Origin of the sequence: Mesorhizobium sp. M0808 (assembly GCF_040320025.1) — a bacterium.
In the GTDB taxonomy this organism is placed as follows: Bacteria; Pseudomonadota; Alphaproteobacteria; order Rhizobiales; family Rhizobiaceae; genus Mesorhizobium.
The window spans coordinates 73,920-98,711 of sequence record NZ_JAMYOX010000023.1 but is presented as its reverse complement, the minus strand read 5'-3'; the positions used below and the strand labels follow the sequence as shown (position 1 = coordinate 98,711).

The 24,792-nt window shown below is 63.2% G+C and carries 28 protein-coding genes; 7 read left to right on the top strand and 21 right to left on the bottom strand.

Annotation, left to right across the window (positions count from 1 at the left end):
* Positions 1-560: 560 nt before the first annotated feature.
* From ftsH to NKI25_RS23510, 17 genes are all read right to left on the bottom strand, one after another.
* On the bottom strand, positions 561-2,486 hold the full coding sequence (gene ftsH, locus NKI25_RS23590; RefSeq protein ID WP_023677989.1) for an ATP-dependent zinc metalloprotease FtsH: 1,926 nt from the start codon (positions 2,484-2,486) through the stop codon (positions 561-563).
* A gap of 106 nt (positions 2,487-2,592) precedes the next feature.
* Positions 2,593-4,026, bottom strand: coding sequence for a tRNA lysidine(34) synthetase TilS (gene tilS, locus NKI25_RS23585; protein WP_352999564.1), 1,434 nt, complete (start codon positions 4,024-4,026; stop codon positions 2,593-2,595).
* Positions 4,027-4,080: 54 nt separating this feature from the next.
* Positions 4,081-5,190: a tol-pal system protein YbgF gene (ybgF, locus tag NKI25_RS23580; protein WP_352621494.1), complete on the bottom strand. Its 1,110-nt coding sequence runs from the start codon at positions 5,188-5,190 to the stop codon at positions 4,081-4,083.
* Positions 5,191-5,378: 188 nt separating this feature from the next.
* Positions 5,379-5,885 carry a peptidoglycan-associated lipoprotein Pal gene (pal, locus tag NKI25_RS23575; protein ID WP_023677992.1) on the bottom strand — a complete coding sequence of 169 codons (507 nt, stop codon included), beginning with the start codon at positions 5,883-5,885 and terminating at the stop codon, positions 5,379-5,381.
* Between the two features lie 298 nt (positions 5,886-6,183).
* Positions 6,184-7,455 carry a Tol-Pal system beta propeller repeat protein TolB gene (gene tolB / locus NKI25_RS23570; RefSeq protein WP_245274748.1) on the bottom strand — a complete coding sequence of 424 codons (1,272 nt, stop codon included), beginning with the start codon at positions 7,453-7,455 and terminating at the stop codon, positions 6,184-6,186.
* 77 nt (positions 7,456-7,532) lie between these two features.
* Complete coding sequence (gene tolA / locus NKI25_RS23565) at positions 7,533-8,690, bottom strand: cell envelope integrity protein TolA (RefSeq protein ID WP_352569596.1); 1,158 nt, start codon at positions 8,688-8,690, stop codon at positions 7,533-7,535.
* Positions 8,691-8,697: 7 nt separating this feature from the next.
* The gene (gene tolR, locus NKI25_RS23560; protein ID WP_502897418.1) at positions 8,698-9,150 is read right to left on the bottom strand and encodes a protein TolR; all 453 of its coding nucleotides are present in this window, start codon (positions 9,148-9,150) and stop codon (positions 8,698-8,700) included.
* A gap of 15 nt (positions 9,151-9,165) precedes the next feature.
* The gene (gene tolQ / locus NKI25_RS23555; protein WP_254816465.1) at positions 9,166-9,876 is read right to left on the bottom strand and encodes a protein TolQ; all 711 of its coding nucleotides are present in this window, start codon (positions 9,874-9,876) and stop codon (positions 9,166-9,168) included.
* Between the two features lie 295 nt (positions 9,877-10,171).
* Positions 10,172-10,642: a tol-pal system-associated acyl-CoA thioesterase gene (ybgC, locus tag NKI25_RS23550; RefSeq protein ID WP_352999560.1), complete on the bottom strand. Its 471-nt coding sequence runs from the start codon at positions 10,640-10,642 to the stop codon at positions 10,172-10,174.
* Positions 10,643-10,770: 128 nt separating this feature from the next.
* A complete protein-coding gene (ruvB, locus tag NKI25_RS23545; protein ID WP_023719611.1) occupies positions 10,771-11,811 on the bottom strand; it encodes a Holliday junction branch migration DNA helicase RuvB in 1,041 nt (346 codons plus the stop codon).
* A complete protein-coding gene (locus NKI25_RS23540; protein ID WP_352999558.1) occupies positions 11,808-12,212 on the bottom strand; it encodes a type II toxin-antitoxin system VapC family toxin in 405 nt (134 codons plus the stop codon). The genes ruvB and NKI25_RS23540 overlap by 4 nt, the downstream gene beginning before the upstream one ends.
* Positions 12,209-12,493: an AbrB/MazE/SpoVT family DNA-binding domain-containing protein gene (locus tag NKI25_RS23535; RefSeq protein ID WP_352999556.1), complete on the bottom strand. Its 285-nt coding sequence runs from the start codon at positions 12,491-12,493 to the stop codon at positions 12,209-12,211. The genes NKI25_RS23540 and NKI25_RS23535 overlap by 4 nt, the downstream gene beginning before the upstream one ends.
* Before the next feature lie 67 nt (positions 12,494-12,560).
* The gene (gene ruvA, locus NKI25_RS23530; RefSeq protein WP_352454898.1) at positions 12,561-13,181 is read right to left on the bottom strand and encodes a Holliday junction branch migration protein RuvA; all 621 of its coding nucleotides are present in this window, start codon (positions 13,179-13,181) and stop codon (positions 12,561-12,563) included.
* A gap of 13 nt (positions 13,182-13,194) precedes the next feature.
* Positions 13,195-13,617 carry a type II toxin-antitoxin system VapC family toxin gene (locus NKI25_RS23525; protein WP_023678002.1) on the bottom strand — a complete coding sequence of 141 codons (423 nt, stop codon included), beginning with the start codon at positions 13,615-13,617 and terminating at the stop codon, positions 13,195-13,197.
* Complete coding sequence (locus NKI25_RS23520; protein ID WP_352634208.1) at positions 13,595-13,864, bottom strand: AbrB/MazE/SpoVT family DNA-binding domain-containing protein; 270 nt, start codon at positions 13,862-13,864, stop codon at positions 13,595-13,597. The genes NKI25_RS23525 and NKI25_RS23520 overlap by 23 nt, the downstream gene beginning before the upstream one ends.
* A gap of 56 nt (positions 13,865-13,920) precedes the next feature.
* A complete protein-coding gene (gene ruvC, locus NKI25_RS23515; RefSeq protein ID WP_352450830.1) occupies positions 13,921-14,433 on the bottom strand; it encodes a crossover junction endodeoxyribonuclease RuvC in 513 nt (170 codons plus the stop codon).
* Between the two features lie 328 nt (positions 14,434-14,761).
* Positions 14,762-15,616: an SDR family oxidoreductase gene (locus NKI25_RS23510; protein ID WP_352999555.1), complete on the bottom strand. Its 855-nt coding sequence runs from the start codon at positions 15,614-15,616 to the stop codon at positions 14,762-14,764.
* A gap of 192 nt (positions 15,617-15,808) precedes the next feature.
* Between NKI25_RS23510 and NKI25_RS23505 the strand changes: the two genes are divergently transcribed.
* Positions 15,809-16,126 (top strand): winged helix-turn-helix transcriptional regulator, encoded by a 318-nt coding sequence (locus NKI25_RS23505; protein ID WP_245274745.1) that lies wholly within the window; start codon positions 15,809-15,811, stop codon positions 16,124-16,126.
* 38 nt (positions 16,127-16,164) lie between these two features.
* Here the strand turns inward: NKI25_RS23505 and rcdA are convergent, their stop codons facing one another.
* Complete coding sequence (gene rcdA / locus NKI25_RS23500) at positions 16,165-16,692, bottom strand: protease adaptor protein RcdA (RefSeq protein ID WP_352569592.1); 528 nt, start codon at positions 16,690-16,692, stop codon at positions 16,165-16,167.
* 579 nt (positions 16,693-17,271) lie between these two features.
* Between rcdA and NKI25_RS23495 the strand changes: the two genes are divergently transcribed.
* Positions 17,272-17,823: a DUF2269 family protein gene (locus NKI25_RS23495; RefSeq protein ID WP_352644563.1), complete on the top strand. Its 552-nt coding sequence runs from the start codon at positions 17,272-17,274 to the stop codon at positions 17,821-17,823.
* 40 nt (positions 17,824-17,863) lie between these two features.
* Here NKI25_RS23495 and NKI25_RS23490 read toward each other — a convergent pair whose 3' ends face one another.
* Both NKI25_RS23490 and NKI25_RS23485 read right to left on the bottom strand, forming a co-directional pair.
* The gene (locus NKI25_RS23490; protein ID WP_352450835.1) at positions 17,864-18,634 is read right to left on the bottom strand and encodes a sulfite exporter TauE/SafE family protein; all 771 of its coding nucleotides are present in this window, start codon (positions 18,632-18,634) and stop codon (positions 17,864-17,866) included.
* Positions 18,635-18,728: 94 nt separating this feature from the next.
* On the bottom strand, positions 18,729-19,178 hold the full coding sequence (locus NKI25_RS23485; protein ID WP_023678010.1) for an Lrp/AsnC family transcriptional regulator: 450 nt from the start codon (positions 19,176-19,178) through the stop codon (positions 18,729-18,731).
* A 132-nt stretch (positions 19,179-19,310) separates the two neighbouring features.
* Between NKI25_RS23485 and NKI25_RS23480 the strand changes: the two genes are divergently transcribed.
* From NKI25_RS23480 to NKI25_RS23470, 3 genes are all read left to right on the top strand, one after another.
* On the top strand, positions 19,311-20,195 hold the full coding sequence (locus NKI25_RS23480) for a DMT family transporter (protein WP_352644564.1): 885 nt from the start codon (positions 19,311-19,313) through the stop codon (positions 20,193-20,195).
* A 175-nt stretch (positions 20,196-20,370) separates the two neighbouring features.
* Positions 20,371-21,018 carry a thiamine phosphate synthase gene (locus NKI25_RS23475; protein WP_352999553.1) on the top strand — a complete coding sequence of 216 codons (648 nt, stop codon included), beginning with the start codon at positions 20,371-20,373 and terminating at the stop codon, positions 21,016-21,018.
* Between the two features lies 1 nt (position 21,019).
* A complete protein-coding gene (locus tag NKI25_RS23470; protein ID WP_352450838.1) occupies positions 21,020-22,051 on the top strand; it encodes a tetratricopeptide repeat protein in 1,032 nt (343 codons plus the stop codon).
* A gap of 42 nt (positions 22,052-22,093) precedes the next feature.
* Here the strand turns inward: NKI25_RS23470 and NKI25_RS23465 are convergent, their stop codons facing one another.
* Complete coding sequence (locus NKI25_RS23465; protein WP_352999551.1) at positions 22,094-23,110, bottom strand: zinc-dependent alcohol dehydrogenase family protein; 1,017 nt, start codon at positions 23,108-23,110, stop codon at positions 22,094-22,096.
* Positions 23,111-23,222: 112 nt separating this feature from the next.
* On the opposite strand from NKI25_RS23465, the gene NKI25_RS23460 reads away from it, so the two are divergent.
* Positions 23,223-24,080, top strand: coding sequence for a LysR family transcriptional regulator (locus NKI25_RS23460; protein ID WP_352999549.1), 858 nt, complete (start codon positions 23,223-23,225; stop codon positions 24,078-24,080).
* A gap of 138 nt (positions 24,081-24,218) precedes the next feature.
* Positions 24,219-24,785, top strand: coding sequence for an elongation factor P (gene efp, locus NKI25_RS23455; protein ID WP_023678016.1), 567 nt, complete (start codon positions 24,219-24,221; stop codon positions 24,783-24,785).
* Positions 24,786-24,792: the final 7 nt, after the last annotated feature.

Here is a 24,792-nt window from a genome sequence, read left to right as displayed (position 1 = left end):
CCAAATCAGAACGTCACAGAAGAATCATACAGCACACGCCGGCGGAATCCGACACGTCACAACCGAGTCAATCCGTCGCAGCAAGATGTGTATACGCCCTAGCCTCGTGCGGGGGAGATGTCCGGAAGAACAGAGAGGGACACTGTCCCGCCGACATCGATGGTCGCCAGCACGCGCGACGCTTGGTCGAAAAGGAGCCTGAAATAAAAAAAACCCGCCTCGGCGGGCGGGTCATCAGCGCCAATTGGCACCATACCTAAATTAGTAGCATAGCTGCCGGCACAAAGCAAGAACAAAATGTGGCGCCGCCGGCAAAAAATGCGAGCTTCATTCTCCGGCGCGCTTTGTCGATCTTCCCGAAATCGTCAACGAGGACGATAGAAGGCCCCGTTCCTTCGCGCCCCGCTCTGGCCTGCCGGACATCTCCCCACGAGGGGGAGATTGGCCGTCATCGTCACTTTCGCCAATTTCCAGCGATGCAGGAAGGGTCGCATTCCCCAAGAGAAAACGCCGCGGTTAGAGCCGCGGCGTTTCGAAGTCGATCTGTCCTGGGCCGGAGCCTAGCTTGATGGCTGGGGTTCCATGCCGCCTTCGGGCTCGGGGCCCTTCTTGCGGCGGCCGGACTTCGGCACGGCCGAGCCGCGGCTCGGCGGCGTGTCGTCGCCAAGGTCGCGCGCGGGCTTATTGCCGGCGATCAGCTGCTTGATCTCCTCGCCGGACAGCGTCTCGTATTCGAGCAGGCCCTGCGCCAGCGCGATCCATTCCTTCTTTTTCTTGGTCAGGATGGACCTTGCCGTCGAATAGGCCTCGTCGATCAGCCGGCGCACTTCGGCGTCGATGATCTGCGCCGTCTCTTCCGAGATGTTCTGCGTGCGCGCCACCGAATGGCCGAGGAACACCTCCTCCTGGTTGTCGCCATAGGCGACATGGCCGAGCTTGTCGGAGAAGCCCCAGCGCGTCACCATGGCACGCGCCAGCTTGGTCGCCTGCTCGATATCGGAGGAGGCGCCGGAGGTGATGTTCTCCTTGCCGAACTTGAACTCCTCGGCGACACGGCCGCCCATCATGATGGCGAGGCGCGAGATCATGTATTTGTAGCTCATCGAATAGCGGTCGCCTTCCGGCAGCTGCATGACCATGCCGAGTGCCCGGCCGCGCGGGATGATGGTCGCCTTGTGCAGCGGATCGGCCGACGGCACGTTGAGCGCCAGGATGGCATGGCCGGCCTCATGATAGGCGGTCAGCTCCTTCTCGGCCTGCGTCATCGCCGACGAGCGGCGCTCGGCGCCCATCATGATCTTGTCCTTGGCGTCCTCGAATTCGGCCATGGTGACGAGGCGCTTGTTGCGCCGCGCCGCCATCAGGGCGGATTCGTTGACCAGGTTCATCAGGTCGGCGCCGGAAAAGCCCGGCGTGCCGCGCGCGATCACCTTGAGGTCGACATTGGGCGCCAGCGGCACGTTGCGCACATGCACTTTCAGGATCTTCTCGCGGCCGACGATGTCGGGGTTCGGCACCACCACCTGGCGGTCGAAGCGGCCCGGCCTCAGCAGCGCCGGATCGAGCACGTCTGGCCGATTGGTGGCGGCGATCAGGATGATGCTTTCGTTGGATTCGAAGCCATCCATCTCGACCAGCAGCTGGTTCAGCGTCTGCTCGCGTTCGTCATTGCCGCCGCCGAGGCCGGCACCGCGATGGCGGCCGACCGCGTCGATTTCGTCGATGAAGATGATGCAAGGCGCGTTCTTCTTGGCTTGGTCGAACATGTCGCGGACGCGGCTTGCGCCGACGCCGACGAACATCTCGACGAAGTCCGAGCCCGAAATGGTGAAGAACGGCACGTTGGCTTCACCGGCGACCGAGCGGGCGAGCAGCGTCTTGCCGGTTCCGGGAGGACCGACGAGCAGCACGCCGCGCGGGATCTTGCCGCCGAGCCGCTGGAATTTCTGCGGGTCGCGCAGGAACTCGACGATCTCTTCCAGATCTTCCTTGGCTTCGTCGACGCCGGCGACGTCCTGGAAGGTGACCCGGCCATGTGCTTCGGTCAAAAGCTTGGCCTTCGACTTGCCGAAGCCCATGGCGCGGCCGGAACCGGACTGCATCTGGCGCATGAAGAATATCCAGACGCCGAGGATGAGGATCATCGGCAGCCAGGAGATCAGGGTGCCGAACAGCGAATTGGAGCCGTCGGATTCAGGACGCGCATTGATGGTGACGTTCTTGTCCTGCAGGCGCGAAACCAGCGACGGGTCCCCAGGCGAATAGGTCTGGAAGCCGTTGGAACTGTCCGTGTAATTGCCGGAGATACGGGCGCCGGCGATGGTCACCGACTTGATCCGTCCCGCCGCGACTTCCTGCAGGAACTGCGAATAGGGAACATCGCTCGAGGCTCCACGCGTCTGCGGCGTCTGGAAAAGATTGAAGAGCGCGATGAGCAGGACCGCTATGATCGCCCAGAGCGCGAGGTTGCGATAATTCGGATTCATCAATTGTCCCGTTGGCGCCCGCTGGGCGGACACGCGTCGTGAGAGGAAACTTGGCCCTAACATAGGGAGAGCGTTCCCCCTTGCCAAGCATAACAGCAGGTCTCGGTTAAGCTTTCGCCCGTGGTAGGCCGGCACTGTGGCCGCCGAATGGCACGGCTGGAACGGGCGCCGCGCCAAGCAACGCGGCGACGGCATCGGCCGGCGCCAGATCGAAGGACGGCAGGAAACGGGCGAAGGGCGCGACTGCCGGATATGCGGCGACAGCCGCCGGCATCGGGCCTTCCCCGGGCAAACCCGGGCCTTCCCCGAGCAAACCAAGGCATTCGCCGTCCCGCCAGAGCGCCGGCTCGGCGGCCAGGGCGGCACGTACAAGGCTTGCCGGCGTGCCATGCCCTTCAATTGCCCGCTTTGCGGCAAGAGCCGCCCCGAGCGGTGCCACCAACGGCGGCGCGATCAACAATGCACCTGAACTGTCGCCCAATGTGATCCGTCTGCGGCCGTCCCACAGGGCATTGTCGGAAACCGCAACAGCGGGCGGCAGATCCCGCAATTCGCGGTGCAGAAAGATGCCGGTACGCCGGGCATCGATCACGGTCCGCGACAATGTGGCACAAAGCGGCCCGGTGCGGAACCGGCCGAAAAGGGCTTCGCTGCGGGCCTGGTCGGGAAGGAAGGCGGTGCCGCCGGTCGCCGCCAGCAGGATGCGCAGCGCATAAATGGCCGCCCGGCTGTCGGCGGCCGTCGCAAAATCCCGATCGAGGCGGACGAGGCCGGCGGCCGGCCTGGAGGCCAAGCTGCGGATCAGCATGGCCGCGCGATTGCCCAGCTGCTCACGCTCGGCCGCCGCCTTTCTGGCCAGCGCCATAGCTTCAGCCATGCGAGGCGCATCGTCGCCTTCAACAAGTGCTGCGCGGACGCGCGGCCGCTCGAAAGCAGTGTCGGCATTGGTCGGATCTTCGATCCAGGCGACCTGTTCGCGTTGCAGCAATTCGCGCAGCTCAGCACGCCGCACGCCGAGCAGCGGCCGCACGATCCAGTGCCGCCAATCGTAGAGGGTTGCCGGCGCCATGCCGGCAAGGCCCCGCCCTTCGTCGCGCGGCCTCTCCTCACCTGGCCCGTCGTCACGTGCTTGCCGCATCAGCACGGTCTCGGCCTGGTCGTCGGCGGTGTGGCCGGTCAGGATCAGGCCGATGCCTGCCGCTTCGGCGGCCTCGGCGAGCAGCCGGTATCGGGCTTCGCGCGCGGCGGCGGGCAGGCCGGTCGATGGTTTGTGCCCCGACCAGGCGAGGATGCGATGGGCAATGCCGCGCGCCGCGCACAGCCTGGCCACGGCTTGCGCTTCCGCTGCCGCTTGCGGCCGCAATTGGTGATCGATCGTCACCGCCAGCAATTTCGTTGCCGGCGCGGTACGGTCGAGATGGGCTTTGAGGAGGAGGAGGAGGGCGGTCGAGTCGCTGCCGCCGGACACGGCGGCAACAGCGCCGTTGGAAAAGTCGATCTGCGAAAAATCCGAAAGGTCAGGCTCGGTGTCGAGCGTCATGCATGTCGTCCAAAAGTGGACCCGGTTTTGGGGCTACGACATGCAACAGAAAAACTAGCACGCCGCGAGTGCCCTTTCCTGCTTGACCCGCTCCTTGAGCGCGCCGGAAATATCGGGGTAGCGCTTGCCGATCTCGCTGAAAGTGGCGCAGGCCACGTCGCGCTGCTTCAGCCCGACCAGTGAAACGCCGAGTTTCAGCAGCATGTCGGGCGCCTTCTTGGCCTTGGGATAGTCCTTGCTGGCAGCGAGGAAAGTCTCGGCCGCATCGCGGTATTTCTGCTGGCCGAGCAGCGATTCACCGAGCCAGTAATGCGCGTCCGCCGCCTTGGCGTCTCTGGGAAAACGAGCGATGTGGTCGCGGAAACCCTGTTCGGCGGTGCTGTAGTCGCCCGACAGGATGAACTGGTAAGAATTGCGGTAAAGCTCCTCCGGGTCGTTGGTCGACGGGAGTGCCGCGACCACCGTATCATCGGATTTACCGGCCTTGTTGCCGGCTGCGCTGGCGCCGTTGGCTGGGGCCGTATTCTGCTGCGGCGCATTCGCTTGCGCATTGCCGTCGGCTTCGACGACATTGCCGTTTTTGTCGACGGTGATGGTGCCGAACGTCTTGGGCGGCGCGCCGGGGATCAGCTTGCCGGGATCGCCGTTGGGCGATTCGACGATGACGTCCTCGACGCTCTTGTCGCCGTCTGCCGCCTTGCCCGCATCGGCCGGAGCCGGCGTCCCCGGCGCCTCCGCCACGTTACTGTCGCCGTTGGGGCTGTCGCTGCTAGGCGCCACCTCGGACTTCTTCTGCTCGGCCGGCTGCTGCGCGCCTTGCGGACCGCCTTCCAACTGCTGGAAGCGGAATTCGTTGTCTTCCTGCTGCTTGCGGATCTGCTCCTGCATCTGCAGGACCTGGAAATTGAGTTCCTCGATCTTGCCATTCATCTGCCGGAGCTGTTCCTCCAGCGCCGGAGTGCCGGTGCCATCCTGTTGCGCGAATTGAACCTGATCCGGCTTTTTCTTTTCGCCGAAAATGCCGGGCAGTTTGATCGTCGGCAGGTGGAAGGAAAAACCGCTTTCCGATGACTGCCCGGTGCCGTTTGCCCCGTCAGCAAGTGCCGCGATACTTGATACGAGCAGCAGCGCAAGCGTGCCGCTCAAGACCGATCTGAAATGCATGTGCCTCTCGCCGTGAAACCATTGTTGCGCGCCTCTCATTCGAAGTAGACCAGTCAACTGGGGACTAGCCAGACGCTCTCGGCTCTTAACAGGACGTGAGACTTCGGCCAAATTTTGTTTGGAGCGAGCAGATATGAAAAAGGCGGCCTTTTGGCCGCCTTTCGCACCAAGTGTTGCATTTATGCCGATCAAGAACCGGCGCCGCCCAGCGTGGTTACGGCGCGGCGGTTCTGCGACCAGCAGGAGATGTCGTCGCAAACCGCGACCGGACGCTCCTTGCCGTAGGAAATGGTCTTCAGGCGCTGCGCCGAAACACCTTTGGCGACCAGGAAGTCGCGTGTGGCGGCAGCACGGCGGGCGCCGAGCGCCAGATTGTATTCGCGCGTGCCGCGCTCGTCGGCATGGCCTTCGATGACGATGGCGTACTGCTTGTATTGGTTCAGCCACTGCGCCTGGCGCGACAGAGTCGTCTGCGCATCAGCGCGGATCGAGGATGAATCGGTGTCGAAGAAGATGCGGTCGCCGATGTTGACGGTGAAGTCCTGGGCCGACCCGGGCGTTGCCGCGCCGGCGCCGTTGAGGCCGAGATCGGCGGCGCTGTTCGGCGTCTTCTTCGAGGCGCAACCGGTGATCGCGAGCATCGCGACCAGCGCGATCATGACCGGGTTTGTGGTAAGTGCTGCGATACGGCCCATGCCGCCTCTCCTTCGCAATTCGAGTGATTTCATTGATCGTCCAGTAACCACGTTTGGGTTAACCGGCGCTCAAGAAACACGGTTAAAATTTGGTTTCGGCTGCCGTCCGCAGCCCTTATGCAGGGGATATCCTGAGGAGCCACCCCGATGAGCCACAATGAGCGCGGACCGTAGGCGGAAATGCGGCCAAAACGCGACCGACACGTGGAAAACAGGCCGGAAACGGCGCTTTTCGGGCACCGTTGCCGGCGTGCAACTGGGAGCAAAGGATGCTCGAGTTGAACATCCTTGCCCGGGACTATTCGAGCAACGGCGACCAGGCCGGATCCGAGGCGAAGTTCGCCGTCGGGATCGACTGTTCGTTGCGGCCGGTGAGATCGACCGAAACAAGTTTTGGTCCACCGTTCGAATCGCGGAAGAACATCAGCACCCGGCCGTTGGGCGCCCAGGTCGGCCCTTCCTGCTGAAAGCCGGTGGACAGGATGCGCTCACCCGAACCGTCGGTGCGCATGACGCCGATCTGGAATTCGCCGCCGGTCTGCTTGGTGAAGGCGATGAGATCGCCGCGCGGCGACCACACCGGCGTCGAATAGACGCCGTCGCCGAACGAGATGCGGGTCTGGCCCGAGCCGTCGGCGCCCATCACATAGATCTGCGCACGGCCGCCGCGATCCGAGGTGAACACCACCTTGCTGCCGTCAGGCGAGTAGGACGGTGAGGTGTCGATGGCGGTCGAGTTGGTGAGCCTGGTCGTCGAGCGGCTTCTCAGATCCATGGCGAAGATGTTGGAATTGCCGTCATCGCGCAGCAGGCTCATGATCACCTTCTGGCCGTCGGGCGAAAAGCGCGGCGCAAACGTCATGCCGGGGAAATTGCCGACCAGCTCGCGCTGCCCCGTCTCGATCTGCAAAAGATACACCCGCGGCTGACCGCTTTCATAGGACATGTAGGTGATTTCCTGCCGGTTCGGCGAGAAGCGCGGCGTCAGCACGATCGATTTGCCGTTCGAGAGATAGCGGACGTTGGCGCCGTCCTGGTCCATGATGGCAAGCCGCTTCTTGCGCGCATTCTTGGCACCGGACTCGTCGATGAAGACAACGCGCGTGTCGAAATAGCCCTTCTCGCCGGTCAGCCGCTCGTAGATCGCATCGGCGATGATATGGGCGACGCGCCTGGTATTGGCGTCGTTGGCGAAGAACTGCTCGCCCGACATCTGCTGGCCGGCAAACGTGTCCCACAACCGGTACTGGGCGCGAATGCGGCCGTCAGCCTCCTTGCCGACACTGCCGGTGACCAGCGCCTGCGCATTGATCACCTTCCAGTCTTCGAAGCGCGGCGTGGCATCCGGGTTCGAGATCTTTTCAATGAAAGCGCTTTTGTCGATCGGCGCGAACAGGCCGGAGCGTTTCAGGTCGGCACTGACGATGCCGGAAATCTCGGCGCCGAGCGCATCGCCGCCCTGGAAGTCCGTGATGGCGATCGGCAACGGCTCGACATTGCCCTTGTTGACGTTGAGCTCAACGAGCGCCCGCGCCGGCAGGGTGACAGCAACAGTCATACCCAGCGCCATCGCTGCGATCGTCAGGAGCGGCTTGAGGATGGATTTCATGTCTTCTCGCTTCTTTCGCTGATTCTGTAGCGCCGGGCCTAAAGACCGAGCATCTCCCTGGGGTCAAAAGTGACCCGAACGTCGGACCAGATGTCTTGCTTGCCCGCCGGAACCTGCAGGCCGGCCACATCGCATTTCTGAACCGCGCGCACTGCGCTTTCGTCAAACGGGCGGTTTCCGCTCGACTTTTCAACGCTCGGCCGGCCATCCAGCTTGCCGGAGGCGTCCAGATTAAACCGGACCACGACGACGAAATTCTCCGAACCCTCGAGCCCTGCCGGAAGCGTCCAGCAACCACCAAGCTGGGCCTCCAATGCCCCCTGCTCCGATTTCGAAAGCTTCTGGCCCTGATCCTTCTCGCCGCCGAGCGATGCCTGCTGCGTCGAGCGCTTGGCGCCGCCGCCCGACGGCTTGCGCTTGTCGAGCAAAGCCGAAATCTCGTCGGCGTTGAATTGCTTGTCGTCCGATTTCGGCTTGGATGAGGCTTCCTTGACCGGCTTGTCGGCGTCCTTGCGCTCCGGTGCCTTGGCGCTCTCGGCCTGGGCCGGCTGCGGCTTTGGCCGAGCCTCGGGTGCTGGCGCCGAGTCCGGAAGCTGCGCCTCCTCGGTTGGCGGTTGCTTGGCAATCGCCTCGGCGACGGCATCCGGCTTGACCTCGGGCTGCGGATCGATCGCGGCAGTCTTGTCCTGCGGCGGCGTGGGCGTCGGCTCCTTGGCCGGCGTCGGCTTGGGCTCGGTCTGCTTGACAGGTTCGGGCTTGACCTCTTCCTTCGGCTGCGGCACCGGCGCCACCTCCGTAGCGGGAATAGGCTTCGGCTCTTCCTTCGGCTTCGGCACGTCCTCGGGCTTGGGCTTTTCGACCGGCGTCGGCGCGGGTGGCGGAGCCGCCGTCATGTCGACTGGCTGGGGCTTGGGCTCAGGTGTCGGCGGCTTGTCGGTGTCGACGCTGTTATCGCCGACTTTCTGGGCATCGGGAACGATGTCGGGACGCTGCGTCGGTACCGGCGCCGGCTTGTCGTGCATTACAGCCTTCTTGTCGCCTTGCAGGACCTGTGCCGTCGCTTCCATCGGCACGATCTCGACCGACACCGATTCCGCATCGGACGCAGGCATCGCGGGCGGCGAGGACAACGTGAACAGCCCAAAGGCGATCGCCACCGTATGCAAAATCACCGATGTGGTGAGGCCGGTCCTCATCTCGCGTTTATTGATCCTGTTTCGGCAGTGTAATCAGGCCGAGGTTCTTGTAGCCTGCGTCCTGGATGAGACCCATCACCACCATCGCGTCGCCATAATTGGTGGTCTTGTCGCCCTTGACGTAAATGCGCTCTTCGTAGCCGGTCTTAGAAATCGCCTTCAGCTTGGCGATCAGCTCCTCCTGCGGGATTTCGGTCTCCTGCACGAAGATCTTGCCTGTGCCGTCGATCGTAATCGTAATCGGCTGGGTATCGGCGTTCATCGCCTTGGCCTTCGTCTCCGGCAGGGTGACCGGCACGCCGACCGTCAACATGGGTGCGGCGACCATGAAGATGATCAGCAGCACCAGCATCACGTCGACCATCGGCGTGACATTGATTTCCGATATCATCGCGTGATGGCGGCCGCGCCGCCTGTGGCCGCGCCCGCCGCGTCCTCCGCCACCTGCGCTTACGGACATTCCCATGATCGTTCCTCAGGCCTTCTGCGCGACTTTTTCATCGATTTGGCGCGAGAGTATGGCGGAGAACTCATCCGCGAATCCTTCCATGCGCACCGCGATCTTGCTCGCGTCCGACGACAGCTTGTTGTAGGCGATGACGGCCGGGATGGCGGCGAGCAGGCCGATGGCTGTCGCCAGCAGCGCTTCGGCGATGCCGGGCGCGACCACCGACAGGCTGGTGTTCTTCGAGGCGGCGATCGCCTGGAACGAGGTCATGATGCCGATAACCGTGCCGAACAGGCCGATGAAGGGCGCCGCCGAGCCGGTGGTGGCGAGGAAGCCGAGCCGCCCTTCCAGCTTTTCCATCTCGCGGGTCAACGCCAGATCCATAGCTTTGTCGATGCGGGTCTGCAGGCCCAGCGGCGATTTCGCGCCCTTCTCGAAGCTTTTCTTCCATTCGCGCATGGCGGCGACGAAGATCGCGCTCATACCGGTCGTCTTTCGGTCGGCGAGCGTGCGGTAAAGCTCTTCCAGCGACTGCCCCGACCAGAACACCTGTTCGAAGCGGTTGAGCGCCAGCCGCATGCGGGCATAGGCGACGAGCTTGTCGACGATGATCGCCCAGGTCCAGATCGAGGCGCAGAGCAAGCCGATCATGACCAGCTTGACCACCCAACCGGCCTGCATGAACAAGGCCCAAATCGATAAATGCGCGCCCGGTTCGGCGAGAGCGATGTTTTCCATGTTACGTCCTTAAAGATTTTCCGGGCGTGGCTGGCGGCTGGCCCATGGGCATCCCTTGTGGTCCGTTCGCGTTAAGCTTGCGGAATAACCCCAAATGCACCGTTGGCGGCCTTTTCGGGGCAAATATTGGTGAAAGGAAGGCGCTTGGATTCTTCCAATCTTAACCAATCCCTTCATGGACCGTTATGGTTAAGGATGGGTTAGGACGTACAGCGCGGCGCATTGCCGCGCCCTGATAGGCCGCCTGGCGATTCTGGCCTGGACCGGGAGCTCGGGATCGTCCGCCTCTGAACCCTTATTTGCGCGTTCCGGGCATGAAGGCTGCGATCCAGTCCTTGGGAAACCGCCGCGGCCGGCCGTTCTCGCCGACGATCGCCGCTTCGACCCGCGCCTCGACCAGCACTTCGCTGCCGCGCTTCAATTGCTGCGCCATGACGATGCGGGCGCCGGAAATCTCGTCGGTGCGCGTGTCGATGGTCAGGATGTCGTCCATGCGGGCCGAACCGCGGAAATCGATCTCCATGCGCCGCACCACCCAGACTATTTTCTCGCCATGTCTGCCCTCGGCAAGCTCGGTGTGGTGGACGCCGGCCAGCCGCAGATAATCGGAACGGCCGCGCTCGAAGAATTCGAGATAGCGTGCGTGGTAGACGACGCCGGAAAAATCGGTATCGGCATAATAGACCCGCGCCATCAATCGATGGCCGAATTCCGTCAGCGCGCCGGAAAGTCCGGCGGACAATGCCGATTCACCGTGATCGTCCATTGCGCTGTCCTTTTGGCCCGACAGGCCCTGTTTCAAGCAACACCTGTTTTGCGCATAGACCGGCGATGATCAAGACCTGGAGGGCTGGGCCAGGGAACTGCCAGCACCGAAGCCATAAGCAGCGGAACTTACGGTTCTTCCTGGAACAGGCTGATCTGCTGCTGCGCCAGGTCCTTCGGCGCGTCGAGGCCGAGATGCCGCCAGGCATTGGCCGCCAGCACGCGGCCGCGTGGGGTGCGCATGATGAAGCCTTGCTGGATCAGAAAGGGCTCGATGATGTCCTCGATGGCATCGCGTGGCTCGGAAAGCCCGGCCGCGATGGTCTCGATGCCGACCGGCCCGCCGCCGAAATTCCGGGCGATCATCGACAGATAACGGCGGTCGAGCGCGTCGAGGCCGAGCCCGTCGACCTCCAGCCGCGTCAGCGCCTCATCGGCGATCTTGCGGTCGACATGGCCGTCGCCGGCTACGCTGGCGAAGTCGCGCACCCGGCGCAACAGTCGGCCGGCGATGCGCGGCGTGCCGCGCGCCCGCCGGGCGATCTCCAAAGCACCGTCGTCGCCGAGCGGCATGGCAAGGATGCGGGCGCCGCGCCGCACGATCTGCTCGAGTTCCTCGACCGAATAGAAATTGAGCCGCACCGGAATGCCGAACCGGTCGCGCAGCGGGTTGGTCAAAAGGCCGAGCCGGGTGGTGGCGGCGACAAGCGTGAAGCGGGCCAGGTCGATCTTGACCGAGCGCGCCGCCGGCCCCTCGCCGATGATCAGGTCGAGCTGGAAATCCTCCATCGCCGGATAGAGGATTTCCTCGACCGCCGGGTTGAGCCGGTGGATCTCGTCGATGAACAGCACGTCGCGGTCTTCAAGGTTGGTGAGCAGCGCCGCGAGATCGCCGGCCTTGGCGATGACCGGACCCGAGGTCGAGCGGAAATTGACGCCAAGCTCGCGCGCCATGATCTGCGCCAGCGTCGTCTTGCCGAGGCCGGGCGGGCCGACGAACAGCACATGGTCGAGCGCTTCGCTGCGGCCCTTGGCGGCCTCGATGAACACTTTGAGATTGGCCCGCACCGCCGCCTGGCCGACAAAGTCGCCAAGCGTCTGCGGCCGCAAGGTCTGCTCGGCGTCCTCGCCGCGTTTGTCGGGAGCAATGAGGCGTGGCGAAAGGCTCATGCGAGCAGTTCCATACCGGTAATGGACCTTGCAGCCCGCTGGTCGAACGTGACCGTATGCGAGCAACCGAAATTTCGATTGTGCTCGGCTATCAGCGCATCAGCAAAGTCGACCTGGCTCGAATTCGATCGTTCGAGCGCGATCACGATGGCATCGAAATCCTCAAACACCAGCGTCTTGATCTTGAGCAATCTCTGGATCGCGGCCAGTATCTGCTCCTTTGGCTGCCGGTAACGCGAAAGCAGTGACCAACTGAATTCCACCAGCACAATCAAACTCACAAAGCCGAGCTTGTCGCCGCTGAGGCTCCTACCGAAGGCGAGAGCCTTGGCCTGTTGCTCGGCATCATCGTTCAGCACCATTCGAAGCAGAACGTTGGTATCGATACCTATCGACGTCACGCGTCGCCCTCTTTTCCGCCCTGTGGCTTGTCACCAACAACGTGCTGGCCTACGGCCTCCCTCACAGCCGCATCGATCTCTTCCAGGGAAGCGGGACCGCCGGGTGGATCGCCGAGAAATCCGGCTAGGTCGGCGAAGTCGAGATTGCGCGGCGTCCCGACCAAATAGCCATCCATCACCGTCCAGGCGATGGTGTCGCCCGTCTTGAGCGACAAGGCGTCGCGGACGTCCTTTGGAATCGTGAGCTGTCCCTTGGAGGTCAGACTGGCATATGCGCTCATATTCTTACTCCTGCAAAAAATTCTTACCGATCAGATAGTAGTTGGAATTTCACTTTCCAGCAACGTCTCACCGTGCCAGCTCCTTCAGGCCGAAGCGGATCAGCTTCGAGGCGTCCGCCTCCTCGCCTGCCGTCTTCAGCGCTGCCGCCACCGCATTGGCGGCGGTGTCGCGCGAATAGCCGAGATTGACCAGCGCCGAGACGGCGTCGGTGATCGGCGCCGAGGCAACGCCCTCGCCGAGCTCCTGCTTCAGGCCGATGGTGCCGGAGGCAGTGCCCGCATAGGCCGGCGCCTTGTTCTTCAATTCGGTGACGATGCGCTCCGCCACCTTCTTGCCGACGCCCGGCGCACGGCTGACCATGGCAATATCGCGCAACGCAATCGCATTGGCGAGATCGGTCGGCGCCAGCGTCGACAGGATGGCCAGCGCCACCTTGGCGCCGACGCCTTGCACATTGTTCATCAACAGCCGGAACCATTCGCGCTCCAGCACCGACTGGAACCCATAGAGCCGCAGCATGTCCTCGCGCACATAGGTCTCGATGAACAGCACGACTGCCTCGCCCGGCCGCGGCAATGCCGCCAGCGTGCGCGCCGAGCAGTAGGCGACATAGCCGACGCCATGCACGTCGACGATGCAGAAATCCTCGTCGATCTCGTCCAGCGTGCCTTTTAGCTTGCCGATCATTTGAGCGTGCCGATCATGCCGGGTGGGTTTCCGGAGAGATGATATCGAGGTCCGGGAAATAGCCGCGATAGCGCGCAGCATTGCGCGTCAGCAGGCGATGCCCAGCGACAACCGCATGGGCTCCAATAAAGAAATCCGGCAAGGTTCGTTCGCGAATGCCGCCGGCGCGGCGATAGCGCGAGTGCGTGACACCAGCGAGGAAGGCTGCTTCCCACGGCAGAAATTCGCGATCCATCTTGAGCATGTCGGCTGCTTGACGAAGAGCCTGTTCGGTCGCAATCAACGGCGCGAGCTCGGACCAGACGATTGCATTGATTACGAGTGCGCCGTCGCGCCGGCATGCGGTAATCGCGGATGCCGACCATTTCGTCTCCCGTCCGGCAGGACCCCAAACGTCGATCAAGACATTTGTGTCAATCAATGTCGAGATCTTCACGTGGGCCCCTCAGCCATTCCACATATTCATCCGCCGTCAAGCCTCCCAGATCCAGCGTACCGGCCATACCATCGAGCATCTGGCTGAATCTGCGCGAGGCTTCCTCCTCCGACATGTTTTCGTCGACGGCTATGACACGAGCGCCGTCCTCGGTGGGGACGAACTCCACCTCCGAGCCCGGGCCGATACCGAGATGATCCCGTATTTCCTTCGGGATGGTCACTTGGCCCTTGGTGGTAACGCGCATGGTAATACCTCGTTGGTATTACTTATTGCCCACTGGAGAACAAGTCAAGAACATACTTATCCGGCCAGCGCCGCCATCCTGTAGGCGATGCTCTGCCGGTGATGCGCGTGACAGATGGCGATGGCCAGCGCATCGGCGGCGTCGTCGGTGTCGAAAGTCGCCTTCGGCATCAGCACCTTGACCATCATGTGGATCTGTTTCTTGTCGCCATGGCCGACGCCGATCACCGCCTTTTTGACGGCGTTTGGCGCATATTCGGCAACGACAAGGCCGGCACGCGCCGGCACCAGCATGGCGATGCCGCGTGCCTGGCCGAGTTTCAGCGTCGCCGCCGCGTCCTTGTTGACGAAAGTTTGCTCGACCGCCGCCTCGTGCGGCATCGCGGCATGCAGGATCTCGGCGAGCCCGTCATGCAACTGGCAAAGACGCACCGCCAGCGCGGCCTTGTCGTCGGACCGCACCGTGCCGGAAGCGACGAAGCGAAGCGAATTGCCGAGGCTTTCGACTATGCCCCAGCCGGTGCGCCTCAGCCCTGGATCGATGCCGATGATGCGAATCGCTTCCCCCATCCGTCAACTTTAACCCCGGCGAGCAGCGATGCCAGCGAAATGTGAACAAACCAGAAACAGCAAGCCGAGTCTGGTTTAGAGAATGTTTGAGAATTCGCTCTGGCGAGACAGATAGCGTGGTTTTCGAGAACCGGAGCGGAGCGTACATAAGTACGCGAGCACCGGCCTACGCCGGCCATAGCCTTAACTGCCACGACCGCTCTGAATGCTCCGGCCGGCGAAGGCCGGAAGCGCAGAAGGCTGCGCTAGTCTAGCCGTTTGAATAACTGTTGGCGCGAGCGACAGACGGTCCTCTGATCCTTTGGCGGATGTGACAGCCATCTCGGTTTCAACCGCGCAATGCTGCCGCAACGACGCTCTCCAGTGGCGTTGTCGGTCGACCGATCAGCCGGCTCATGGCGCCGCCGTCATCGAACAACGCTCCGCGTGAGGCTGCAATGTCGGCATCGGCCAGGATAGCGGCGAGATCGGCGGGCAGCCCGGCGCCTGTCAACACACCCTCATAGGCCGCCCCGGCAAGATCGTTGTAGGCGATCGCTTTGCCCGATTGCCGCGAGACCTTCGCCGCAAGCTCGGCGAGCGTGAAGGCTTGGTCCGCGGCGAGCTCGTAAGTCCTCCCTGCTTGATCCTCGCTCGTCAGCACCACGGCCGCGGCCTCGGCATAATCCTGCCGCGCCGCGGACGAGAAGCGCCCCTCATTTGCGGCGCCGATGAAGGCGCCGTGCTGCAGAGCCGCCGGGAGCGCCATCAGATGGTTCTCGGTGTACCAGCCGTTGCGCAGGATGACGGCGGGTAGGCCGGAGGCCGCGATGACCTCCTCCGTCTGCCGATGTTCGACCGCGAGCCTCGCGGGAGACGTGTCCGCATGCAGCATGCTCGTGTAAGCGATCAGCGAAACCCCCACCCGTTGGGCGGCCTTGATCACTGACCGATGCTGCGGCAAGCGGCCGCTGACTTCGGTCGAGGAAATCAGCAGCAGTCTATCGACGCCGGCCAGCGCCATCGGGAGCGTGTCGGGACGATTATAGTCCGCCTCCCGCACGACTACGCCGCGTTGGACAAGATCGCTGGCCTTTGCCGGATCACGAACCGCCGCAACGATCCGGCTGGCCGGAACTGTCTTCAGCAGTGCGTCGATCACGCGACGGCCAAGCTGTCCTGTTGCTCCAGTTATTGCGTACATCGTTCTGTCCATTTCGTGGTTGGATGGATTGAGAGCCTCAGATAGCGGCTCTCGTTACCATCGGAAACCACGTATCTTGTAGTTACCATCATTTTCCGGTAACCAACTGGAAACTCCCATGGAAGATGCGCGATGGTCCTCAGGATGCGAACGAAGGTGAAGGCGCTTCCCGGCTGCCCAATGTCGAGGTGCATGGCGCTGCTTGGCGGGTGCTGGACACCCGAGGTGCTCTGGTCCTTGAGCGACGGCCCGCGCCGGTTCTCCGAATTGCGCCGCGATATCCCAGCCATTTCGGCGAAGGTGCTGACCGGCAGGTTGCGCGATCTCGAGGAGCGCGGCGTCCTCGCACGCCACGTGATGCCGACATCGCCGCCGACCGTGGAGTATGAGCTGACGTCATTGGGGCAGGAGCTGCTCCCAGCGATCAGGTCTATCGTGGAGGTCGGATCGCGCCTGCTGCTGCGTGATTCTCCCCGCCTGATGATCGCGAGCCCATCCCTTCGCGGTTAGTCTAGATGGTCGCCGGAGTAGAATTATGAAACGTTCTCTCAGCCGCGGGCGAAAGCCGTGTTTAGCAGCGTGATCTGGTCTGAGACCGGATTGACGCGACGGCTCGACGGCGGCACCTCGGCGAGGCCGCCATAGATCTCCTCGTCCATCCGGCGCACCAACGCCTGCAGCCGCAGCGAACGGTTGACGAGGTCGATGAAATCCTTCGGCAGCTCGGCCCAGCCGGGCGCCTCCTCATGCGCGGAGGCGGTGTCGAGACGCACCTTGGATTTTTCTGAGGCCACCTGATCGCGGGTCATCTCGCCGGAATTCGCCGCCCGCTGCAAAAGCAGCCACGAGGCGACCTGCATCAGCCTGGTAGTCAGCCGCATCGATTCGGCCGCATAAAGCGTCGCCGCCAGCCTCGACAGCTTCTTGGCCTCGGCGCGGCCCTTGCCGTCGAGATATTCGGCCGCCTGCTCGACCAGGCCCATGCCTTCCTGATAGAGCGGCTTGAAGGATTGGGAGAAAACCCGGCGCTCCGCCAGCTTGATGGTTTTCGCGCTCGCCTTCGAAGGCTCGTTCATCGCTACGCCCCTGCACTTGCCTGACAGCCGGCCGATTCGGCTCTTGGCCGCCATATCCGGCAGCCTAAACGACTGAAGCTTGAAAATGCGCTTCGCTGCCAGCGAAGGCAAGCACATGTTTAACAAACGGTTAACGGCCGCATTTAGCCGGAAGGACGCCCATGCCGGCGCACAAAAAAAGAGCCGCGGATAAGGCGGCTCTCAGGAGTTTAACAGGGAGGCGTCAAACAAAGTGGCTCCAACCACTCGGTAAGAATCCAGATCACTGGATGGACATAGTAAACGCCTGTAAAGCTTAACGAAGCCTTAACGCGGGGCATATTTTTCGATCAAGCGCCCAGCAACTGTGCCGTAACAGCACAGCTGACTGGCCACGGCGCCGTTCACACCACCGCCTGGAAAGTAGGGGCGACGCTTGCGCCATGGTTTCCTCCAAATGGTGACCGGCTTACCGAAACAAAACGGCACTGCGCGCGACATCGTTCCGAAACAGGCGCCGCGCTAAACGCCCGTTCCTCGCAACGAGGCGGAGCAAACCTTGCGCTCCGGCAATCATGACAATCTCTCAAGGAGCGAACAATGGACTGGTACTCGGCCGTTAAATTTCTGCACATCGTCTCGGCGTTCCTCTGGGTCGGCGGCGGCTTCACGCTGATGCTGCTCGCGGTACGCGCCGACCGCGCTGGAAACGTCGAAGGCATGCTGCAGGCGATGCGCGCCACCGGCGAGCTCGGCAACCGGTTCTTCGCGCCGATGTCGATGCTGACATTGCTTTTCGGCCTCATCATGTGCGGCTTCTGGGTCGGCTTTTCCGATCTGTGGGTGCTGATCGGCCTTGCCGGTTATGCGACGACCTTCTGCATCGGCATGTTCATCTTCAAGCCGACTGCCGACCGCATGGCAGGCATGATCGCCAAGGAGGGCGTGACGCCGGCAGTGCTTGCCCAGGGCCAGCGCGTCCTCAGCGCCGCGCGCTTCGACTATTCGGTGATGCTGGTGATCATCGCGGACATGGTGCTGAAGCCGACGCTGCACGACATCACCATTCTGGGCTGCATGGCGTTCGTGCTGGCAACCGGCATTGCCCTGGCGCTTGGCAGGACGCGGCAGCTGCTGCCGAGTGCCGCCTGAGGTGTAAGGAATCCGGCGGCGGCCGAATGGGGCCGCCGTCTTACAGGAGGCCGGCGATGCCGTCCCACAGAAGCTTGACCGCGACGACCGCCACGGTCGCATAGGTGAAGGGATAGAACAGCTCCGGCCGCATCCTCCGCACCAGCCAGGCACCGGCGATTGTCGACAGCGGCGCCAGTGGCATCAGCACCGCCGACGCAGTCAAATTGGTGGTATCGAACTGGCCGAGCGCGAAATAAGGGATGAGCTTCAGCGCATTGGTGACGGCGAAAAAGATCGCCGCGGTGCCCGACAGCACCTTCGGATCGAGCCTGATGGGCAGCGCATAGACCTGAAAAGGCGGGCCGCCGACATGGGCGACGAAGCTGGTGAACCCGGCAACAGTACCCCAGAAGCCCGCGGCGACGCGGTTGGGCTCCGCCGCGTGGCCGGCACCGTGGCGGAGCTGCAAATAGAGCCAGCGCAGCACGAAGATCAGGGCAACCGCGCCGACGATCAGCCGCACCATCTCTTCGGTTACAAGTGCCGCCGTCAGCCAGCCAAGGGCAATGCCGATCACGGCGCCCGGCATCATGTCGGCCAGCATCTTGCGGTCGAAGATACCCCACCACGTCCACACCGAGACAATGTCCATCAGGCACAGAATTGGCAGAAGAATTGCGGCAGCCTGAACCGGCGGCATGGTCAGCGCCATCAACGGCACGCCGACAAAACCGACGGCGCCGCCGAAGCCGCCTTTCGACAGGCCGACGAGGATGACGGCCGGAATGGCCGCGGCATAGAACCAGGGATCGACGAGCAGGCCTGACATGGGAAGGGACGCTGGAGGGAAAGTTGAACTCTGGAATAGACCAGAAATGGTCAGGCCGCGACCGCAAATATGTGGGCCACGCCACCGAAACCCGTCACATGTTTGGCATGTCGAGCGGCGGCGGGCGTCTCCGGATCGGCTGCGCCTTGATGATGGCGGTGCTGGTTTCGGCCTTGTCGGCGATGCGGTCGAGAATCCCGTCGAGCTCGCCGATCGAGCGGACGAACAGCCGGGCAACGAAGCAGTCATCGCCCGTCACCTTGTCGCATTCGCCGAATTCCGGGATTTCCTCGATCAGCTTCTGGACGATGTGCAGCTTGCCCGGCAATGGCCGGATGCGAACGATCGCCTGCAAGGCGTAGCCGAGCGCCTGCGGATCGATGTCGATGGTGAACGCGCGGATGACGCCGCGATCCTCTAGCCGCCGAAGCCGCTCCGAAACGCTTGGTGACGACAGCCCGACCTGCAGCGCCAGTTCCTTCAGCGAGGTCCGTGAATCCTTGACCAGGATATCGAGGAGCTTTCTATCGAGCTCGTCCAGCATTTTACAATTCCAAGAAAAAGCCGATGTTTACCTAATTTAATGAGGTTCGTCCTGCATATCACCGGCTAGAAGTCATGGAAAGACCCGATCCGCTGTGGGATTATAAAATCTCAACGGGTTTCAGGAGCATCCATGGACAACACGGTACGCGGCACGATCGAAATGACGGCGGCGATGGCGATCCTCGGCACGATCGGCTGGTTCGTCGTCCTTTCCGGCCAGCCCATCATGGACGTGGTGTTCTGGCGCTGTGCTTTCGGGGCGGTAACGCTGCTGATCATCTGCGCGGCGCTGGGACTGCTGCGTGGCAGGCTGTCGCTTCGCATCGTCGCGATCGCGGCTCTCGGCGGTGCTGCCATCGTTATCAACTGGCTGTTGCTGTTCAGCGCGTTTTCCCGCGCGTCGATCTCGATCGCCACGGCCGTTTACAACACGCAGCCCTTCATGCTGGTGGGTTTTGGCGCGCTCTTCTTCTCCGAACGGCTGACGGTGACCAAGCTGACCTGGCTCGGCATCGCCTTCGCCGGCATGCTGCTGATCGTGCAGGCCGCGCCCGATGGAGGCGATCATGGTACGGATTACTTTACCGGCATTGCGATGGCGCTGGCCGCGGCTTTCTTCTGGGCCGTTGCGGCTATCGTCACCAAGAAGCTCAAAGGCACGCCGCCGCACCTGATCGCCCTGATCCAGGTCTGCGTCGGCGTTCTCATGCTGGCACCCTTCGCCAATCTCACCCACCTTCCGGTCGATGCGCGGAGCTGGGTCATGCTGGCGACACTCGGCATCGTCCATACCGGCCTGATGTACATCCTCATGTACGGCGCCATCCAGAAGCTGCCGACGCATCTGCAGGGATCGCTGTCCTTCATCTATCCCGTCGTCGCCATCCTCGTCGATGTCGTCGCCTTCGGCCATCGGCTGCATCCGGCGCAGATCGTCGGCGCCGCCGCCATCCTGGTCGCCGCCGCCGGCATGAATCTCGGCTGGTCGCTGTGGAAATCGAAGGTGCCTGCGTAGGCCGCAAGCGACCAGGCGAGGAGAATTTCGGCCAACGGCAGTCATGCGCCGAGCCCCATGGAATCGTTGACGGCAAACGTGATCCCCCTGCCGCCTGTTCAATCCCCGCACTTTGCTCTATGCCGCAATGCAACCATCTTCGCCCGGCATAGGCGATAACCGGGACCGAACACCAATGAATGACGCAACGCCGCCCAACCGCTGCCGTATCGTGCTGATCGCGCCGCCGAACGTGTCGGCCGAGCGCATCGCCGCGGCCTTCGACGGCGGTGACGTCGCCTCGCTCATTCTGCCGGAAAACGGTATGGACGAGGCCTCTTTCCAAGCCTTTGCCGAACAGATCGTGCCGGTGGCGCAAGCGGCCGGCATTGCCGCCATCATTGCCGGCGACACCCGCATCGCCGGCCGTGTCCAGGCCGACGGCATCCATGTCGAGGTCGGCAAGGACGAGCTCGCCGAAACGATCGAACACTTCCAGGCCAGGATGATGGTCGGCACCGGCGGCGCCAAGACCCGCGACGATGCGCTGGAACTCGGCGAGGTCAGGCCTGATTACATTTTCTTCGGCCGCTTCGGCTACGACAACAAGCCTGAGCCGCACCCGCGCAACCTGTCGCTCGGGCAATGGTGGGCGGACGTGATCCAGATCCCTTGCATCGTCATGGCCGGATCGGATCTTGCCTCGGTGGAAGCGGTCGCCGCCACCGGCGCTGAATTCGTGGCGCTGTCCAGCGCCGTCTTCGCCGAGGACGTCGATCCGAAGATGGCGGTCGCCGCCGCCAACGCGCTGCTCGACGAAACCGCGCCGCGCTTCGAGGACTGACGTGCTCTCGCGGAAAATCCTTTTCAGCGCCTTTCTCGCAACGGCCGTGACGCAGGCGATAGCGGCGGAACCCGTTCCGCTGCCGCAGCCCAGGCCGGATTCCAGCGAACCTGCCGACAAGCCGATCGCCGCACAATTGCCGCAGCCCGCCACTACCACCCCGTTGCCGTCGGCCGACACCATCAACCCCGACCGCTTCGGCGCAAAGCCGTCCGACGCTGCCTACGGCGCCTTTCAGCGCGGGCTCTACAAGACGGCCTACAACCTTGCGCTCTCCCGTGCTCAAAACGGCGATCCGGCGGCACAGACGCTGGTGGCCGAGATACTGTCGCGCGGCCTCGGCGTGCCGGTCGACGCGGCAGGGGCGGCGAAGTGGTATGCGCTTGCCGCCGAGCAGGGCGTGCCGGAATCGCAATTCCAGTATGCGCTGATGCTGCTCGACGGCCGCTACGTCAAAAAGGACGAGAAGGAGGCCTATGCGCTGATGCAGGCCGCCGCCGAGGCCGGCAACCGCCTGGCGCAGTTCAATTTTGCGCAGCTGATGGTCGAACAGGAGCCCGGCGATGCCGGTATTGCCAAAGCCGTATCCTATTACGAGCGCGCTGCCGCGACCGGGCTTGCCGACGCACAATATGCGATGGCACAGGTCTACGCCAATGGCGCCGGCGGCAAGCCGCGCGACGATGTCCGCGCCCGCGGCCTGCTGGCACAGGCCGCGCGGCAGAACTACGACACGGCACAGATCGATCTCGCCACCTGGATGATCGAGGGGCGCGGCGGCGCCCGCGACCTGAAATCCGGCTTCAACTGGATGAAGCAGGCCGCAGAAGGCGGCAATGTCGCCGCCCAGAACCGTCTCGCCAAGCTCTACATGAACGGCATAGGCACCGACCCGGATCTGATCCTCGCCGGCGCCTGGTATGTTGTCGCCCGCCGCGCCGGGCTGATCGACCAAGAGATGGACGATTTCCTGCAGGGCCTGACCGACGAGCAGACGCAGCAGGCGCTGCAACGGGCCAACCGCCTGCCCTGACCGCGATATCGCGATTCATTGCACCAAGCTCGTCAGGCGGGCTCATTGCGTATGATCGAGCACGACCTTGCCGAAGGGAGAGCCGTGTTCAAGGTACCGAAAGGCTTCGGCGGCCCGGCTCCATGGCACGACCCGGTCGATCACCGGTCTCAACCGGCTGACGACAATGGCGCGGTTCATCGCCTCGAAGGATTCGCGTGAGCCCACCGGTATGCCTCGCGCCCGGACCTGCCGGCGGAAGATGTCGAGCGGGTTGATGGCGCCGTCACTGCCGCCGAGATAGCCGATGACGTTGATCTGGGCGCCGCGCGCCGCTGCCCTCAGCGATTGTGCAAAACTCTGCGGTCCGCCAACCTCGATGATATGGTCGGCGCCGCGGCCATCCGTCAATCCCAGCACGGCCGATGCCCAATCGGGGACGCTGCGATAGTTCACGCCGTCCTGCGCGCCAAGTTGGCTTGCCCGTGCAAGCTTCTCGTCGCTGCTCGACGTCACGATGACGCGCGCCCCGGCAGCGGCGGCGAACTGCACCGCAAACAGCGAAACGCCGCCGGTGCCGAGGCAAAGCACGGTGTCGCCGGGTTTGACGCTGCCCTCCGTAAACAGCGCGTGCCATGCCGTCACGCCGGCGCATGGCAGCGTCGCCGCCTCGAGGTCGCTCAGATTGGCCGGCGCCAGCACCGCCGCCTGTTCGTCGAACCGGGCAAATTCGCTGAGCAGCCCGTCGATTGGGCCGCCGCGTTGATAGGAGAGCTCGGCCATCGCGAAACTGCCACCGACCCAGCGCTGCCAGAACGTGCCGCAGACCCGGTCGCCGATCTTGAACCGGCTGACCTCGGCGCCGATGGCAACGACTTCGCCGACGCCGTCCGACAGCGGCACCAGCGGCAATGCAAACTTCGTGTGATAGCTGCCGCGAACGATCTCGGCATCGCGGTAATTCAGCGCCGTCGCCTTGACCTTCACAATCATCTCCTGGCGCCCTGGCTCAGGCATCGGCCGCTCGACCATTCTGAGGTTCTCGAGGCCGCCCGGGCTCTCCAATTCGATCGCCTTCATCGTCGTTCCTTTCCAGCTGGGTCCTGCCGGAAGAAAATCGCTTGCCATCCATCGGATTTCAAATTCATAATGTTCAGGATAATTATGCTTCTCTGACATGTTCGGGTGTGTCGTGCTTGAAGAACTGAAAACACTGGCCCTCTTTGCCGAGGAGGGTTCGATTCAGAAGGTGGCGCAACGCCTGCCATTGACGCAGCCGGCCGTCACCCGCCAGATCCAGCGGCTGGAGGAGATGCTCGGCACGGAATTGCTCGACCGCCGGCTAAAGCCGTCGCGACTGACCCCGGCCGGCGTAGAGGTGCTGGCACGCGGCAAGGAAATTCTCGCCGCCGTCGCCGCGCTGAGATCATTCGCCAAGGGCGACGAGCCGGAGGGCCTGCTGCGGCTCGGCCTCGCGCATGGACTTTGCGACAAAGCCGTGGCCGCCGCCATTGGTGATGCCGTGGCGCGGTTTCCGAAGGTTTCGCTGCGTCTGAAGAGCGGCTGGAGTCTTGAGCTGGCCGACCAGCACAAGCGCGGACAGCTCGACCTCGCCTTCATCCTGGACGGCAGCAATTCCAAAGCTGGCGACGGCGTTGTCGGAACCGAGCCCCTCGGCATCATCGCTGCCGAAAACACCAGCCGGCAAGCCGACGTCAAGACCATGCCCTGGGTCCTCAGCCCTGAACCCTGCGACGCGCGCCGGCGGCTGGCGGCTGCCCTGGCCAAGGGCGGCCACAGGTTGATGGTCGGCGCCGAGATTCAGGACAGCGCGCTGCAGATCGACTGGGTTCGTCGAGGCCAAGGCCTTGGCCTGCTGCCCAAGCGGCTGCTGCGGGAAAAGCTGCCGGAGGGCATTGCCCTGGTCGACGCTCCCGGCCTCGAGCTGTCGCTGCGAATTGTCGTCCTGCGTTCGCCGCACCTGCATCTTTTGAGAGAGGTCGCCGACGCAGTGACCGAGGCCGTCACCGCGACTGTCAGGGCGGACTGAGGCCGCGATGGCGCGCTGCCGGGCCAGCTTCGTTCCCGCTTCATCGGAAGGCGCTCCTTGCCTCTGCTGGCGATTTGTGGTCTTGGAGGCGCCAAATTGCCCTTTGCGGCGATCATCTCATTTCCGGATCACCTCACCATGGCCAAGATCAATGGCAACGAAATCCGTCCCGGCAACGTCATCGAGCACGATGGCGGCCTTTGGGTGGCGGTCAGGACCAACACCGTCAAGCCCGGCAAGGGCGGCGCCTACAACCAGGTCGAACTCAAGAACCTGATCAACGGCACCAAGCTCAACGAGCGCTTCCGTTCGGCCGAGACGGTCGAGCAGATCCGGCTCGATCTGAAGGATTTTTCTTTCCTCTACGAGCAGGGCGACGCGCTGGTGTTCATGGACACCGAAAGCTACGAGCAGCTCGAATTGCAAAAGGAGTTCGTCGGCGATCGCGCCGCCTTCCTGCAGGACGGCATGATGGTGACGGTCCAGCTCTATGACGAAAGGCCGATCGGCATTTCGCTGCCCGACCAGGTGACGCTGACCATCACCGAGGCCGACCCGGTGGTGAGGGGCCAGACGGCAGCCTCGTCCTACAAGCCGGCGATACTCGAAAACGGCATCCGCGTGCTGGTGCCGCCGTTCATCGGCTCGGGCGAGCGCATCATCGTCGATACCAACGAAATCACTTACGTGCGCCGCGCCGACTAAGGCGTGA